Origin of the sequence: Aeromicrobium sp. (genome assembly GCF_050700635.1) — a bacterium.
In the GTDB taxonomy this organism is placed as follows: domain Bacteria; phylum Actinomycetota; class Actinomycetes; order Propionibacteriales; family Nocardioidaceae; genus Aeromicrobium.
The window spans coordinates 1-15,916 of sequence record NZ_JBOHDT010000005.1 but is presented as its reverse complement, the minus strand read 5'-3'; the positions used below and the strand labels follow the sequence as shown (position 1 = coordinate 15,916).

The following is a 15,916-nucleotide window of genomic DNA, read 5'->3' as shown; positions in this document are numbered from 1 at the left end:
CATGGCCGACTTCGACGACCTGCTCGCCGCCAACCGTGAGTTCGCCGAGCACTTCGCGCTCGGCGGGTTCGACGGCGTCGCCCACGCCGGCGTCGCCATGGTGACCTGCATGGACTCGCGCATCGACCCTCTCGGCATGATCGGCCTCTCCCCCGGCGACGCGAAGATCCTGCGGAACCCCGGCGGCCGCGTCACCGATCAGGCTCTGGTCGCCCTGGTGCTGGGGGTCAACCTTCTCGACGTCGAGCGGATCCTCGTCGTCGAGCACACCCGTTGCGCGATGGCCGCGGGGTCCGAGGACGAGCTGCGTCGCCGACTCGGGGCCAGCGCCGGCGTGGACGCGTCCTGGATGACGCTCGGCACCATCGGCGACCAGAAGGCGACGATCCGCGGTGACGTGGAAAAGGTCGTGTCACACCCGCTGATCGGCGACCACGTGACGGTCGGCGGCTTCCTCTACGACGTCGAGACCGGCCTGCTCCACCCCGTCGACTAGCGAGGTGACCCTCCGACGACCGTGCCGTCGAGGTCGTAGGCGGTCCATCGCGACAGACGGCCGGCCTCCTGCAGATACACGGTGATCGTCGGGTCCCGGTCATGGCCCGGACGATGAGGTAGGCCGACTCGTACTCGGGCATCTCGTTGAGCTCCGCGGTGCGCTCGGTCAGCCCCTCGACCAGATCGGCGTCGACGTCGGCGAGATCGACCGGATCGCCCACGGCCGGCGTGACCGGACTGTTGAAGAGCTGGAACGCACCGTCGCGATAGACGTACCGCATCGCCCCCTCGTCGACCAGAGCGTTCACCGAGGCGTACTCAGGGAACACGACCACGTCGTACACCCGGCTGGTGCCGGTCTCGTCCGCGACGGCCTCCACGAGCTCGGCCCAGCCATCGGCCGTGTGCAGGCTGACGCTCGCCGCCGGCTCGGTCGAGTCCATGGTCTGGTTGACACCTGAAACGATCAGCCCCACGATCGCCACGATGCCGAGGCCGCACATGACGACGAAGGCGATCACGATGATGAGGACGACGCGGCGCACGGTACGGGCTCCATCGCCCTTCATCCCCCGGATCGAGTCGCCCAACCGGATCGTTCGTGCAGACCCGCTTCTCGCCATCGCGCTCAGCTGTTCCGGAGGTATGGCCGAGCCCAATGGGGTCGAGCCCGGTGTGGCCCTGTCCTGACCTGCGGCGACGGCCGGTGGAAGAGCTCCCGCGGCTGCTGCGGGCGGCCCGGGCTCAGCGGGGCGATTCAGGTCCCGGACGAGGATTGCCAGGTCACCTTTCGTGTGGGCCGAACGCACCCGATCGGTGCGCAACGCTCGGTCGGCAGCTGTCAACCGTCCTGCGGCGTACGCTGCATCGATGAGCTTCTGGGCTCGCCGCCGATCGCCACGACCCACCTTGCCCGGATCGCTGATGCCACTCACGCCGCGATCGTATCGACGCCCGCGAGGCACGCGGTGATCGTCGGGAGAATCGAAAAGTGACGAAATGGCTTCTCAGGGGCTGGTGTGGCGCTATCGTCAGATCGTCAGCAAGCAGTGACAAGCAGCTCGGTCAGACCTTCCCCGTTCATTCGCCATCCACTTCGAATTCTCGGTAAAGTGATCGCGTTTTCACCGTCATTGTCCGCCCCGACGGCATTCGGCCGTCAGACCATTGAGTTGAGAAGCTCGGGATTCCCACCATGACCATTTCTGCCGACGTCCTCGACCTGCTGGGTCGCTTCGGGATCGACATCCTCGCCATGCTCATTCTGGTCGGGGTTCTCTACCGCAGCCAGCAGTCAGTGCCCTCGATGCCGCTCGTCCTGTCGGCACTCAACTTCGGTCTGTTCGGCGCCCTGGCAGCCATCACGGCCGGCACCTTCAACGCGGCGATCGGTTTCGGCCTGTTCGGCCTGCTGTCGATGCTGCGCCTGCGCAGCGCCGCGTTCACGATCAAGGACGTCGCGTACACCTTCTTGGCCTTGATCTTCGGTCTCATCAACGGTTTGCCGGATCGACCCATCGTGCTGCTCATCGTCGTCAATGTCGGCATCCTGCTCGTCGTCGCCGTCACCGACAACTCACGCGGCGACTCGCCGACCCGGGTTATGCGCCTGACCCTTGAGCACGCATACTCCGACCCTGCCGAGGTCCGCGACGTCCTCGAGCAGAAGCTCGCCGTCAAGGTCACCAGCATCGTCATCGAGGACATCGACTTCGTCCGCGAGACCACCAACCTCACGATCTCCTACGTCGTCGACGACGCCTGGGGTCGCGCCTCTGCTGAGCAGATCCAGGCTGAGGGAGGAGTGATGCGATCATGACCGCGCTCGCCACCGAACCGGACCAGACCGAGGTCACGTCCCTCGAAGCCGTCGCGACGTCCGACGTCGACCACGCCCACTTGCTCGGAGTCGACGCACTCCGGCCGGTCGGCCTCGAGGAGCTCGTCGAGTACGCAGCGCTGATGCACCGCACCGATCGCAAGTACATTGCGCCCATCGACACGGTGCGTGCGCTCGTCGCCGACCTCGCCGACACCCACCGGGTGCTCGAGATCAAGGGCCGTCGCCACACGACGTACCGCACGCTCTACTTCGACACCGACCGCTTCGAAGCCGCGCGGTCGCACGTGCAGAAGCGTCGCCGTCGCTGGAAGGTGCGCAGCCGCCTGTACGTCGAGGACGGGCTGTGCCGCATCGAGGTCAAGACCAAGGACAACCGCGGCGAGACCCAGAAGGTGATGGGCATGAGTGACCCCTCGCGCTACGGCCTGCTGGCCGGCGAGGAAGCCGACTTCGTCGCGTTCCACCTCTCCGGTCACCCCGAGGTGCGTATCGCCGAGCTGGTCCCTGCGGCGGAGGTCTGCTACACCCGCGCCACGCTCTCCGACCTCAACGCCGGCACTCGCGTCACCGTCGACTGGAAGCTCGTCTGCCACCTCGAGACGGGCGACGTCTGGATGGACGACAGCTATGCGCTGGTCGAGACCAAGGGACCGGCGACACCGGGTGTTGCCGATCGCGCCCTGACCCACCTCGGTGTCCACCCGCGTTCGTTCAGCAAGTACGTCGCCGCTGCCTCGACGATGACCACGGGCATCGCCGACAACGACGTCCGTTCATTGCAGGGTCGTGTACTGCACAATCGAGCTGTGGGACTCTGACCCATGGCTCAGGACGCGCGCACTCGATCGGTTCGTTACGCCTTCATCTCGATCCTCGCCCTCCTCGCGATGCTGGTCGGGTTCACCGGCGACAAGATCCTGCCCATCACGGTCGACGAGGACCCGGTGGTCAAGACGGCGACGACGCCCGCCCCCACCAAGACGTCGAAGCCTGAGGCCCAGCCCACCAAAGACCCCTTGGCCGGCGATCCTGCGCCGGCGCTGCTGGAGGCCGGCGATCTCAAGGAGGTCCGCGGCGTCATCGGCGACCAGAAGGCTCAGGCGAACACCTTGATCAAGCGTTGGTTCGCAGCGAATGGCACCGGGAAGGCCGACGACGGATTCGTCTCGTGGGCGGCCGCACAGCTCCCGGCGGAACCGTCCACCGTTCAGCGTCAGACCGAGCAGGCCACGGTCAAGCAGCTCACATCGTCACGAGATGCCGCCGGCAACCGCGCCGCCCGGTGGCTCAACGACCACGGCTGCCAGGACGTCTGGATGTCCTTCACGTCCGAACAGCTCTCGTTGCGGTCGACGACGGACGACGAACCCACTGAGACCGAGATCAAGACTGTGCTCAAGCTCGCGTCCGAGGTCGCCTCGGCCGGACAGGACCGTTCCGGTAGCCCGGCTGCCAGCCAGCCGAAGCCGTGCAGCGGCGCAACGAAACCGGCCCGTGACGACTGCTCGTGCTCCTACCCGTCGACGCAGTCCACCATGAGCGCCGCGGCCCGCACGTACCTCGGCAAGCTCTCCCCCTACCGCAACGACCAGTACGCGTGGATGGAGCAGCAGGTCGACCTGGCCGCCCTCTACGCCGGACTCGAGCTGCCGAGTGACGTCGGCTCCGGCGCGCTGCTGGGCAATCTCGTGGGCAAGTACGTCCTGGTGACGCGGGGCCACGCCAAGCCCTGAGGACCTTCGTGGATCACGCGTCGATCTTGTCGGCGTCCAGCTCGTAGGCACTCTGCACGATGAACTCCTTGCGGGGAGCGACGTCGTTGCCCATGAGCAGCTCGAACATCGCCGCAGCCTGCTCGGCGTCGTCGACGGTGAGCCGCCGTAGCGTGCGGTGGCGCGGATCCATGGTCGTCTCGGCCAGCTGGTCCGCATCCATCTCCCCCAGGCCCTTGTAGCGCTGGATCGGGTCCTTCCAGCGGACGTTGCGGCGCTTGAGGTCGGCGAGGGTGCGTTGCAGCTCGGGATCGGAGTACGTGTACACGTACTTCTCCTGTCCCTTCTTGGGGTTCACGAGCTCGATGCGGTGCAGCGGCGGAACCGCCGAGTACACCCGCCCCTCGGCGACAAGCGGGCTCATGTAGCGGAAGAACAGCGTCGCGAGCAGGCAGCGGATGTGTGCCCCGTCGGAGTCGGCGTCGGCCATGAAGATGATGCGGCCGTAGCGTGCGGTGTCGAGGTCGAATGTACGGCCCGAACCGGCACCCACGACCTGGATGATCGACGAACACTCGGCGTTCTTGAGCATGTCGCCGACGCTGGCCTTCTGGACGTTGAGGATCTTGCCGCGGATCGGCAGCAGCGCCTGGAACTCCGAGTCGCGCGCCGACTTGGCGGTGCCGAGCGCCGAGTCGCCCTCGACGATGAACAGCTCGCTGCGGTCGACGTCGGACGAGCGACAGTCGGCGAGCTTGGCCGGGAGAGCGCTCGACTCGAGGGCGTTCTTGCGCCGCTGGGTGTCGCGCTGTTGCCGCGCCAGGATGCGCGTGCGGCTGGCGCTGACGACCTTGTCCATGACGAGCCGGGCCTTGGACTTCTGGGCGGCCCTTGTGGACGTGAGGAACGACTTGAGCTCGCGCGCGACCACCTTGTTGACCAGCCGGGTGACCGGGGGCGTGCCCAGGACCTCCTTGGTCTGACCCTCGAACTGCGGCTCGGCCAGGCGCACCGTGACGACAGCAGTCACACCCTCGAGGACGTCGTCCTTGATGACGTCGTCGTCGGCCTGCTTGAGCTGGCGGCTGGTGCGCAGCACCTCGTTGAAGGTCTTGGTGATGCCACGCTCGAACCCCTGGACATGGGTGCCGCCCTTGGGCGTGGCGATGATGTTGACGAACGAACGGACCTCGGTGTCGTATCCGGTGCCCCAGCGAAGCGCGATGTCGACCGCGAGGTCGCGGGTGACCTCCTGCGGCGTCATGTGGCCCTTGTCGTCGAGCAGCGGCACCGTCTCGGTGAACGAGTCATCGCCCTGCAGCCGCACGACGTCGGTGACGGCCGCGTCGGGTGCCAGGAAGTCACAGAACTCAGTGATGCCGCCGTCGTGGCGGAACGTCTCGGTGACGAGCTCGTCGGTGCCTTCTCGGGGGCGCTCGTCGCGGATGACGATCTCGAGGCCCGGCACCAGGAAGGACGTCTGGCGGGCCCGCACGACGAGCTCGTCGTAGCTGTAGTCTGCGCCCTTGATGAAGACCTGCTGGTCGGCCCAGAACCGCACCCGCGTGCCCGAGACACCCTTCTTCACCTTCCTGAGCTTGCGCAGGTCGTTGCCGTCCACGAAGTCGGCGTCGGGGCCGTCGCCGGTGAACTCCCCCGGCATGCCACGACGGAACGACATGGCCCAGGTGGCGCCGTCCTTGTCGACCTCGACGTCGAGACGCGCCGACAGCGCGTTGACCACGGAGGCGCCCACCCCGTGGAGTCCCCCGGTGGCGACGTAGGAGCCGCCACCGAACTTTCCGCCGGCGTGGAGCTTGGTGTAGACGACCTCGACCCCGGACAGCCCGGTCTTCTTCTCGGTGTCGACCGGGATGCCACGGCCGTCATCGACGACCTCGACAGAGTGGTCGGCGTGCAGCACCACGAGAATGTTCTTGCAGTGCCCGCCCAACGCCTCGTCGACGGCGTTGTCGATGATCTCCCACAGGCAGTGCATGAGCCCACGGGTATCAGTGGACCCGATGTACATGCCGGGACGCTTGCGGACCGCTTCGAGCCCCTCGAGAACGAGAAGGTTGCGGGCGTCATAGGTCGACATCGACGAGTTGGCCTTTCCGCGGCGTGGAGGGGACCTTCGGAGGTGATTCCCCAGCGCCCTCAGGATATCGGCGAGGTCCCGACGCCTGCCCCTGACACGCTTTGCGGATCGGTGTGGCTACCTCGGTTTGGACGGTGTCGGGAGTATGTATGTCATATGTCACCTCGGGACGCGAGGAATAGCACCCCGTGAAAGGATGTTGTTCCAGACGTCATCGCCAAATTCTGAGAAGAGGTCATCGTGACGGCACTAGCCCAGCTCCCAGGTCTGACCGCGACCGATCGTTGCGATCGTTGCGGTGCCCAGGCGTACGTCCGCGTCGAGCTGTCCGAGAACGCCGAGCTGCTCTTCTGCGCTCACCACGCCCGTCAGCACGAGGACAAGCTGCGCGAGGTGGCGATCGCCATCCACGACGAGACCGAGAAGCTGGCCGATGTCCCGGCCACCGCGCCGGCCGAGGAGATCTGACCCTCCTCCCCCAGCACGTACGAACGCCCCGTCCATCCGGACGGGGCGTTCGGCTTGCTCCACCCGGTCGTCAATTCCTGGGCTCGGACCGGTCAGGGAGGTCCGGGAGGCGGGTCCGCCGGCGTCTCGGAGCGCCACCGGGCACGCCAATCCGCCGCTTCCCACCCGTCCATGATGTAGATCCGCTCATGAACAATCTTCTCGCCACTGAAGTACATGAGGTTGACGGTGAACATCCACGGACGGCCGTCGTAGCTGATCAGGTTCTCGGCCACCACCAAGTCGTCCCTGCGAGTGATATTGCGAATGTGGAATTTCAGGTCGGCGGGATACATGGCTCGCCACTCCCGGAAGTTCTTGACGCCCTCGAAGCGTTCACCTGATTGCGGGAACTCGAGCACGGCGTCGTCGTGGTAGATCTCCTGCTCGACATCCGGGTCCTTGCCGCCGCCGGTTTCCCAGTGTCGCCGCAAGGCCTCGAGCAAAGCCGCATCGTCCATCATGCGTTCAACCTACGCATGGCGCGGTCGGTTCGTGCTCGATCTGCGAGGACCTCTCGAGCGCGGGCCCGAGTCAGTCGAGGTAGTCGCGCAGCACCTGGGAGCGGGACGGGTGGCGCAGCTTGCTCATGGTCTTGGACTCGATCTGGCGGATGCGCTCGCGGGTGACGCCGTAGACCTTGCCGATCTCGTCGAGGGTCTTGGGCTGGCCGTCGGTCAGTCCGAACCGCATCGAGACGACACCGGACTCGCGCTCGGAGAGCGTGTCGAGCACGGCGTGCAGCTGCTCCTGCAGGAGCGTGAACGAGACTGCGTCGGCGGGAACGATGGCCTCGGAGTCCTCGATGAGGTCGCCGAACTCCGAATCGCCGTCCTCGCCGAGGGGCGTGTGGAGACTGATCGGTTCGCGGCCGTACTTCTGGACCTCGACGACCTTCTCCGGCGTCATGTCGAGCTCGATCGCGAGCTCCTCGGGCGTGGGCTCACGACCGAGGTCCTGGAGCATCTGGCGCTGGACGCGGGCGAGCTTGTTGATGACCTCGACCATGTGCACCGGGATGCGGATCGTGCGGGCCTGGTCGGCCATCGCACGGGTGATGGCCTGACGGATCCACCACGTGGCGTACGTGGAGAACTTGAAGCCCTTGGTGTAGTCGAACTTCTCGACCGCACGGATCAGGCCGAGGTTGCCCTCCTGGATGAGGTCGAGGAAAAGCATGCCGCGACCGGTGTAGCGCTTGGCCAGTGAGACGACAAGTCGGAGGTTGGCCTCGAGGAGGTGGTTCTTGGCGCGGCGACCGTCGATGACGATCCACTCGAGCTCTTCGGTCATCTTGGCGGAGATACGTCCGCCCTTGCCGAGCTTCTCCTCCGAGAACAGGCCGGCCTCGATGCGCTTGGCGAGCTCGACCTCCTCCCCCGCGGTCAGCAGGGAAACCTTGCCGATCTGCTTGAGGTAGTCCTTGACCGGGTCGGCGGTGGCGCCGGCGACAAGCACCTGCTGGACCGGCTCATCGCTCTCATCGGCGGCCGACAGCGTGAAGCTGGACTCCTCGTCCTCCTTCAGCGTCGGGTCGTTCTTGAGGTCCTTCTCGAACTCCTCGTCCGGGATGTCCGGCAGAACCTTCTTGCCCTGGGCGTCGACCATGACGGTGCCCGGGTCGACCGCCGGGACCTCGAGCACTTCGGCGATGTCGACGGCGTCGACGGCCGCGGCAACATCCGGCTTGGCGTTCGCAGCCTTGTTGGCGGGTGCCTTCTTCGCGGGTGCCTTCTTGGCGGACGCTGACTTCTTGGCCGCCGGCGCCTTCTTGGCCGGAGCCTTTTTCGCCGCAGGTGCCTTGGCAGCGGGCGCTGTCTTCTTGGCGGGAGCCTTCTTGGTCACGGACTTGGTCGAGTTCGTCTTGGCGGCCGTAGTCGCGGTGGACTTCTTGGCGGCCTTCGCAGATGAGGACGTGGTCACAGTCTTTTCTGTTTTCGCGGGGGTCTTCTTGGGCGAGGACTTCTTGGCGGCCGGCTTCTTGGCCGGCGATGCGGGCTTCTTGGCCGGCGTTGCGGGCTTCTTGTCGTCCGCGGCCTTGCCGACGGGCAATCGACGTGAAACTGCGGAGCGAAGGCGAGATCCAGCGGCAGGGTTCACCGGCACGATCAACCTCACAGATCGGTAGAAGGGCGCAACAATGAGGCCTGTGGTCAACCTCTGGGACAAGTGTGCCACGCCTGTCCACACCTCCCGGTATGGACCTCGACAGGCTCAGTCGTCGCCGCCACCGGTGGGCCATCCATGCACCGGCTCGTTGCGGTGCATGAGCTCCTGGTACCGCCGAGTGGTGTCCTTCATGGCCGAGAGGCGGTCTCCGGCCGCGGCCTCCAGACGGTGCTCGAAGTCGTCGATCAGCCACGTGGCGCCGTTCCGTCCGGTGATGCACCGCTGTTCGACCACGCCGAGCAGGCGGTCGCGCACCTCGACGTCGACACCCATCTGCTCCAGCCCCGAGTGCGCGAGCGGCAGGAGGTGGCGCAGGACCAGCTCGCGCACCGGCGCCGTGCCCACTGACGGCCAGTAGAGCTCGGTGTCGATGCCGGTGCGAGCGGCCTGGTGGAAGTTGTCCTCTGCCGCCCGGAAGGACAGCTGTGACCACAGCGGACGGTCGCTCGACCCGATCACCGTCACCAGGCCGTAGAAGAGCGCGGCGTTCGCCATCGTGTCCACGAGGGTCGGACCCGCCGGCAGCAGCCGGTTCTCGATGCGCAGGTGCGGACGGCCGTCAGGAGTGTCGTAGATGGGCCGGTTCCAGCGGTAGATCGTGCCGTTGTGCAGCCGCAGCTCGGGCAGGTTCGGCACCCGGCCGCCCTCGAACTCCTCGACCGGGTCCTCGTCGTCGACGATCGGGAGCAGTGCCGGGTAGTACCGCACGTTCTCCTCGAACAGGTCGAACACCGAGGTGATCCAGCGTTCGCCGAACCAGACCCGCGGCCGAACCCCCTGGACCTTCAGCTCCTCGCTCCGCGTGTCAGTGGCTTGCTCGAACAGCGGGATGCGCGTCTCGTGCCAGAGGTGGCGACCGAGCAGGAACGGCGAGTTGGCCCCCACCGCCACCTGCACACCGGCGATCGCCTGGGCAGCGTTCCACCGCGGAGCGAAGTCGTCGGGCTCCACCTGCAGGTGCAGCTGGGTGCTCGTGCAGGCCGCCTCGGGAATGATCGTGTCGGCCGTGGTGTCCAGCCGGTCGACACCGTCGATGACGATCTCGATGTCCTCGCCTCGCGCGGCCAGGATCTGCTCCGACAGCAGGTGATAGCGCGGGTTCGGCGCGATCGCCTCACGCGCCAGGTGCTCAGGTCGCAGCGTCGGCAGGATGCCGATCATGATCAGGTTGGTCCCGACGCTCCTGGCACGCGACTGGGCGATGTTGAGGTCCTGGCGGACCGCCTCCTCGAGCTCGGTGAGGCCCGACCCGGCGGCCCGCCGTGGTGGCACGTTGATCTCGATGTTGAACAGACCGAGCTCGGTCTGGAAGTCCTCGTCGGCGATCGCCTCGAGCGCCTCGGCGCTCTTCATGGCGGGGTCGCCGTGATCGTCGACGAGGTTGAACTCGATCTCAACGCCCACATGCGGGTGCTCGACCGAGAAATCGTGGTCACTGAGCATCCGGGCGAACACGTCGAGACATCGACGCACCTTGGCGCGGTAGCGCGTGCGGTCCTCGCGGGTGAACTCTCGGTCGTCGACGTCCTGACCCATGGGCCAAGACTAGGGCGTGTTTCCCTGTCCGGTTCGGAAGTGAGCGGTACGCCGGGCCCGATCCGGCAAGGCCGAGGAAGGAGGCGGCCTGGTCTTGTGCGGCGACTGACGAGAACGCCGCCGGTCGGGATTCGGCGTGACGCGAGCCCGGACCGGACAGGGAAGCGCGCCCTTAGGGTGCCGATTGGGCAGAGGCGCGTTCCCCGAGAAGGAAAGGCCGCCACGACGACGGCGGGACCCCACCCTCGAGCATCCGCAGAAGCAACCCGGCCAGCGTGTAGTAGCGATCGATGGCGAGCGCACGCTCGGCCGCGATGAGGGCGAGCGCGCCGTCTCCGGACAGCCACGACGCGAAGCCGGCCAGGGTCAGAGACGGCGGCGACAACATCGGTGGGGCGCACCGCGCCACGTGCGACCAGAGTCCGACCATGTCCAACGCCCGGTCCGGCGTGATGAGCGCCCAGAGCGCGTCTCGCACCGGGATGGTGGTCGCCCAGACGGCGAGTCGGAGCGCCTGTTCGTCCGTGAGTCGCCGACGCGCTTGTGCTGCGGCCAAGGCCGGCGCGAGGTCCGTCATACCCACCTCCACGACGGTCCGATCGGGGTTGGTGCTCAGCGAGGCCGCGATCTGCGCCGCGACGTTCTCGGTGGCAATGTCCAGCCAGCGACGCCGCTGACCGGACACGGACTCGAGCTTCGCCGCGACCGCGGCACGGTTCGGCAGGATCTCCTGACCTTCGGCGATGGCTTGCACGACCGCCAGGTGGTGCCCGGACGTCTCGTAAGGAACGCCGTTCGGGTGGCAGTCGTCGAACGTGGTCCAGTACCGCTCACCGTCCGCCCACGCGCTGACGACGGGGCTGATGCTGCCCAGGCGGTTCTCGATGGCCGGAACCAGACGCGCGGCGATGTCGCGCTGTGGCGTGACCGCGAGGATGATCGCGCCCTCGGCTCCCTGGTGAGCGAGGTGGGCCACGACCTGCTCGGCCGCCACGTCGATGTGTCGCTCGGCCGGGATGTCCATGCGCATCCGGAAGCCGAGGCGGTGGCGTGGTCCGGACGCGGCGATGGCGACGACGGAGTCCTCCGGCGTGAAGCCGAACAACGCCGGCAACGTGTTGATGAGGTCGGGGACGTCGTGGGCCGTGAACACCGGAATGTCATGCGTCATCGCGCCACCATCGTCGGCTCACGCCCTCGCGTCAGTTGCCCCGCGAGAACCTGTGGACGGCGACCCCATGTGGACGACGACGTCGCCACGACACAGGTCAGAATGGCGCCATGCGGTCCACGGCGTCGATCATGCACCTCGACCTCGACGCCTTCTTCGCGTCCGTCGAGCAGCGCGACAAGCCGTCGCTGCGGGGCAAGCCGGTCATCGTCGGTGGCATCGGTCCGCGCGGTGTCGTGGCCACGGCGTCCTACGAGGCCCGCGTGCACGGAGTGCGGTCGGCCATGCGCACCGCCGAGGCCCGCGCGAGGTGTCCGCACGCGGCCTTCCTGGGCGGGCGCTTCGAGGCCTACCGAGAGGCCAGCCGCCTCGTCATGGAACGTCTGCGCGAGGAGTCCGGGCTCGTCGAGCCGCTGTCGCTCGACGAGGCGTTCGTCGACCTCGCCGCATCCCCCACGTTCGATCCCGATCGCATCGTCGACGTGGTGGGCGGGATCCGCGCCGACATCGCCGACCTCACCCACGGACTGACCGCATCGGTCGGCGTCGCCTCCTCGAAGCTGATGGCCAAGATCGCCAGCGAGATCAACAAGCCCGACGGCATGTTTCTCGTCGCCCCCGGCACCGAGTCTGACGTGCTCGGCCCGATGCAGGCCACGGCCATTCCGGGCGTCGGGCCGGCTACGGCCGAGCGACTGCGGCGTGTCGGCATCAGCACGGTCGAGGACCTTCGCGCCCCTAGCGAGGACGAGCTCGTCCGGCTGCTCGGGGTCTCGGCGGGAGCGTCGCTCTGGAAGTTGGCCCGGGCGATCGACGACCGTCCGGTCGTGGCCGAGCGGGAGACGAAGTCGGTGAGCGTCGAGGACACCTTCGAGCACGACATCACCGACCGCATCCTCTTGACGCAGGAGGTCGACCGCATGTCGCGCGCAGTCGGGGAACGGCTGCGCCGTCACGGCCTGTCCGGCCGCACGGTCACGCTCAAGGTGCGACACCACGACTTCGAGACGCACACCAGGTCGAGCACCCTGCGAGCACCCACCGACAGCACGCGACTGCTCGCCGAGACGGCACGCGGCCTTCTCGACGGCGTCGATCTCGCCGGTGGGCTCCGGCTGCTCGGAGTCGGTGTCAGCGGCCTCGCCGACTGGGTTCAGGACGACCTGTTCACCGAGCCCGACGAGGCGGACCGGAGCGGCGACGCCGAGCCTGAGCTCCGTCCCCGGCAACGGTCCGTGCGCTGGTACCCCGGCCAGGACGTCCACCACGCCCAGCACGGCGACGGATGGGTGTGGGGCGCCGGCCTCGGACGCGTCACGGTGCGTTTCGAGACCCGCCTCACGCCACCCGGACCGGTCCACACCTTCGCCGAGAACGATGCCGTCCTGACACCTGGGTACGGCGGTCCGGACTCCTGCGCCCCGGATACGGTCGAGACATGAGTCAGCCTCCCGTCGCCCAACCCTCGGTGGCCCAACCTCCAGTGGCCCAGCCTCCAGTGGCACAGCGCCGTCCGGTCGTTCGCCGTCACCACGGCGACGAGGTCGTCGACGAGTACGAGTGGCTCCGCGACGCCGAGGATCCGGACACGATCGCCTACCTCGAGGCCGAGAACGCCTGGGCCGAGCAGCAGACGGCACACCTGGCCGATCTGCGCGAGCAGATCTTCGAGGAGATCCGTTCCCGCACCCTCGAGACCGATCTGTCGGTTCCGGTGCGGCACGGCGACTGGTGGTACTACTCGCGCACCGTCGAGGGCCAGCAGTACGCGATCAGGTGCCGGTGTCCCATCGGTGACGTCTCGTCGTGGGACCCGCCCGCGCTCGAAGCCAGAAGCACGATCGACGATGAGCAGGTCCTGCTCGACTCGAACGCCGAGGCGGAGGGCCACGACTTCTTCTCTCTCGGCGGTTTCAGCCTCAGCGACGACGACACCCTGCTGGCCTGGTCGGTCGACACGGTCGGCGACGAGCGCTACACGATCCGCGTCAAGGATCTGCGCACGGGCCAGCTGCTCCCGGACACCGTCACAGGAACGAGTGGAGGCGTCACGTGGTCCGCCGATGCGACTCACCTCTTCTACACGACCGTCGACGACGCCTGGCGGCCGTTCCGCGTGTGGCGGCACGAGCTCGGCGCCACCGGTGACGACACGTTGGTGCACGAGGAGACCGACGAGCGCTTCTTCACCGGTGTCGGACGCACCCAGTCCGAGCGCTACCTCGTCATCGGATCGTCGTCAAAGGTCACCAGCGAGGTGCGGGTGCTCGAGTCCGACGACCCCGAGGGCGAGTTCCGCATCGTCCTGCCGCGCGTCAGCGGCGTCGAGTACTCACTCGAGCACGCTCGACTCCGCGGCGAGGATGTCTTCCTGCTGCTGCACAACCGCGACGCCCTCAACTTCGAGCTCGTCGGCGTCCCCGTCGACGGACCCTACGACGATCCCACCGTGCTCATCCCCCACCGCGACGACATCCGGCTCGAGGACGTCGACGTGTTCGCACGTCAGCTCGTCGTCTCCTACCGGAGCGACGCGATCGCCCGCATAGCAGTCACGCTCCTGGACGACGAGGCCCCGAACGGGCTCGCGGATCCACACGAGATCGACTTCGGCCAGGAGCTGTTCACGTCCGGCGTCGGAGCCAATGCCGAGTGGGACCAGCCACTCGTGCGGGTGGGATTCGGCTCGTTCGTCACGCCGGCCACCGTGTACGACTACGCGGTCGCCACCGGCGAGCTGATCCTTCGCAAGCAGGCGCCCGTGCTCGGCGGCTACGACCCGGACGACTACGAGCAGCACCGCAGCTGGGCCACCGCCGACGACGGCACGCAGGTCCCGGTGTCGATCGTCTGTCGAGCCGGCACGCAGCGGGACGGGCGATCCCCGGCCCTGCTCTACGGATACGGGTCGTACGAGGCGAGCATGGATCCCGGCATGTCGGTGCCACGGCTGTCGTTGCTCGACCGCGGCTTCGTGTTCGCGATCGCCCACGTACGAGGCGGCGGCGAGCTCGGCCGGAGCTGGTACGAGCAGGGCAGACTCCTGCACAAGAAGAACACCTTCACCGACTTCGTGGCAGCGGCACGACATCTCGCCGACGAAGGCTGGACGTCGGCCGATCGCCTCATCGCCGAGGTCGGCAGCGCCGGTGGCCTGCTGATGGGCGCGGTGGCGAACCTCGCGCCACAGGCCATCACCGGCATCGTGGCCAGCGTGCCGTTCGTCGACGCGCTCACGTCGATCCTCGACCCGTCGTTACCGCTCACCGTCATCGAGTGGGACGAGTGGGGCGACCCCCTCCACGACCCCGATGTCTACGCCTACATGAAGTCGTACACGCCGTACGAGAACGTGGCGGCCCGCGACTACCCCGCCATCCTCGCGGTCACGAGCCTGCACGACACCCGCGTCCTGTTCGTCGAGCCCGCCAAGTGGGTGGCGCGGCTGCGCGCCACCGCCACCGGCGACGCTCCGCTGCTGCTCAAGACCGAGATGAACGCCGGTCACGGCGGTGTCAGCGGTCGATACGCGGCCTGGCGGGAGCGAGCCTGGGAGCTGGCCTGGATCATCGACACCGGAACGCGCCACGTGTAACGACAAGAGTGCAACTAAGAACACACTGAGAGCGGAATCAGCGGGCCACCTGCGGCGTTGCACCAGTATCGACACCGTTTTGGAGGCGTTTCATGACCGTCACGAAGACCGAGAGCATCGAGGGCAAGGACAGCGTCGGCATGTACCTGTCCGAGATCGCTCGCACCCCCCTGCTCGACGCTGCTCGGGAGGTCGAGCTCAGCAAGACGATCGAGGCCGGTCTGTACGCCCGTCACCTGCTCGCTGAGGGCCGCATCGGCCGCGCGAAGGGCGGAGCGCCCAAGCGTGCCTCCGAGGAGGAGCTGCGGTGGATCGCCGAGGAGGGTGAACGCGCGCAGCAGGAGTTCGTCCAGGCCAACCTGCGCCTCGTCGTCTCGATCGCCCGCAAGTACGGACGTTCGGCGATGCCGATGCTCGACTTGGTGCAGGAGGGCAACACCGGCCTCATCCGTGCAGTCGAGAAGTTCGACTACGTCAAGGGCTTCAAGTTCTCCACATACGCCACCTGGTGGGTCCGTCAGGCCATCACCCGCGGCATCGCGCAGCAGGCCCGGGTCGTCCGCCTCCCCGTGCACGTCGTCGAGGAGCTCAACCAGGTCACAGCAGCGCGCCGCAACCTGGAGCGTCAGCTCGGCTACGAGCCAGAGCCGCACGAGATCGCCACAGAGCTCGACATGGATGTCGACCGGGTCATCGACCTGCTCTCGTGGGGACGTGACCACGTCAGCCTCGACACGCCTGTCGACGAGGACGGCGACACCTCACTCGGCGACCTCATCGCCCG

The 15,916-nt window shown here is 67.3% G+C and carries 14 protein-coding genes and 1 pseudogene; 9 read left to right on the top strand and 6 right to left on the bottom strand.

All coding sequences use genetic code 11. The annotated features are described in order from the left end of the window. Window position 1 precedes the first annotated feature (1 nt). Together ACRDPN_RS00460 and ACRDPN_RS00455 are read left to right on the top strand one after the other, a co-directional pair. Complete coding sequence (locus ACRDPN_RS00460; protein WP_431445349.1) at window positions 2-496, top strand: beta-class carbonic anhydrase; 495 nt, start codon at window positions 2-4, stop codon at window positions 494-496. A 353-nt stretch (window positions 497-849) separates the two neighbouring features. Continuing rightward, window positions 850-1,188 (top strand): hypothetical protein, encoded by a 339-nt coding sequence (locus ACRDPN_RS00455; RefSeq protein ID WP_431445371.1) that lies wholly within the window; start codon window positions 850-852, stop codon window positions 1,186-1,188. An 80-nt stretch (window positions 1,189-1,268) separates the two neighbouring features. Here ACRDPN_RS00455 and ACRDPN_RS00450 read toward each other — a convergent pair. Continuing rightward, window positions 1,269-1,406, bottom strand: a pseudogene (locus tag ACRDPN_RS00450) (DUF1707 domain-containing protein); the annotation flags it as partial. 287 nt (window positions 1,407-1,693) lie between these two features. Here ACRDPN_RS00450 and ACRDPN_RS00445 point away from each other — a divergent pair. The 3 genes from ACRDPN_RS00445 to ACRDPN_RS00435 are packed head-to-tail and all read left to right on the top strand — an operon-like array spanning window position 1,694 to window position 4,074. Beyond that, window positions 1,694-2,317: a DUF4956 domain-containing protein gene (locus tag ACRDPN_RS00445; protein WP_431445348.1), complete on the top strand. Its 624-nt coding sequence runs from the start codon at window positions 1,694-1,696 to the stop codon at window positions 2,315-2,317. Further along, window positions 2,314-3,159 (top strand): VTC domain-containing protein, encoded by an 846-nt coding sequence (locus ACRDPN_RS00440; protein ID WP_431445346.1) that lies wholly within the window; start codon window positions 2,314-2,316, stop codon window positions 3,157-3,159. The genes ACRDPN_RS00445 and ACRDPN_RS00440 overlap by 4 nt, the downstream gene beginning before the upstream one ends. A 3-nt stretch (window positions 3,160-3,162) precedes the next feature. Next, window positions 3,163-4,074 (top strand): hypothetical protein, encoded by a 912-nt coding sequence (locus tag ACRDPN_RS00435; RefSeq protein ID WP_431445345.1) that lies wholly within the window; start codon window positions 3,163-3,165, stop codon window positions 4,072-4,074. 13 nt (window positions 4,075-4,087) lie between these two features. Here the strand turns inward: ACRDPN_RS00435 and ACRDPN_RS00430 are convergent, their stop codons facing one another. Further along, entirely contained in the window at window positions 4,088-6,154 is a 2,067-nt protein-coding gene (locus ACRDPN_RS00430) for a DNA gyrase/topoisomerase IV subunit B (protein ID WP_431445343.1), read from the bottom strand. Window positions 6,155-6,391: 237 nt separating this feature from the next. Between ACRDPN_RS00430 and ACRDPN_RS00425 the strand changes: the two genes are divergently transcribed. Then, the gene (locus ACRDPN_RS00425) at window positions 6,392-6,622 is read left to right on the top strand and encodes a DUF7455 domain-containing protein (RefSeq protein WP_431445369.1); all 231 of its coding nucleotides are present in this window, start codon (window positions 6,392-6,394) and stop codon (window positions 6,620-6,622) included. 92 nt (window positions 6,623-6,714) lie between these two features. On the opposite strand, the gene ACRDPN_RS00420 is transcribed toward ACRDPN_RS00425, so the two are convergent. The 4 genes from ACRDPN_RS00420 to ACRDPN_RS00405 form a co-directional block, all read right to left on the bottom strand. Then, window positions 6,715-7,125 (bottom strand): nuclear transport factor 2 family protein, encoded by a 411-nt coding sequence (locus tag ACRDPN_RS00420; RefSeq protein WP_431445342.1) that lies wholly within the window; start codon window positions 7,123-7,125, stop codon window positions 6,715-6,717. Between the two features lie 70 nt (window positions 7,126-7,195). Then, a complete protein-coding gene (locus ACRDPN_RS00415; protein ID WP_431445340.1) occupies window positions 7,196-8,713 on the bottom strand; it encodes an RNA polymerase sigma factor in 1,518 nt (505 codons plus the stop codon). Window positions 8,714-8,875: 162 nt separating this feature from the next. Next, window positions 8,876-10,366, bottom strand: a complete 1,491-nt coding sequence (locus tag ACRDPN_RS00410) for a glutamate-cysteine ligase family protein (protein ID WP_431445339.1) — start codon at window positions 10,364-10,366, stop codon at window positions 8,876-8,878. A 172-nt stretch (window positions 10,367-10,538) separates the two neighbouring features. After that, the gene (locus tag ACRDPN_RS00405) at window positions 10,539-11,537 is read right to left on the bottom strand and encodes a DUF4192 domain-containing protein (RefSeq protein ID WP_431445338.1); all 999 of its coding nucleotides are present in this window, start codon (window positions 11,535-11,537) and stop codon (window positions 10,539-10,541) included. A 110-nt stretch (window positions 11,538-11,647) separates the two neighbouring features. On the opposite strand from ACRDPN_RS00405, the gene ACRDPN_RS00400 reads away from it, so the two are divergent. The 3 genes from ACRDPN_RS00400 to ACRDPN_RS00390 all read left to right on the top strand — a co-directional run. After that, window positions 11,648-12,979: a DNA polymerase IV gene (locus ACRDPN_RS00400; RefSeq protein WP_431445337.1), complete on the top strand. Its 1,332-nt coding sequence runs from the start codon at window positions 11,648-11,650 to the stop codon at window positions 12,977-12,979. Further along, window positions 12,976-15,132: a S9 family peptidase gene (locus ACRDPN_RS00395; RefSeq protein ID WP_431445336.1), complete on the top strand. Its 2,157-nt coding sequence runs from the start codon at window positions 12,976-12,978 to the stop codon at window positions 15,130-15,132. The genes ACRDPN_RS00400 and ACRDPN_RS00395 overlap by 4 nt, the downstream gene beginning before the upstream one ends. A 92-nt stretch (window positions 15,133-15,224) precedes the next feature. Further along, window positions 15,225-15,916 (top strand): sigma-70 family RNA polymerase sigma factor (locus ACRDPN_RS00390; protein ID WP_431445335.1); only part of this gene is annotated, 692 nt, incomplete at its 3' end.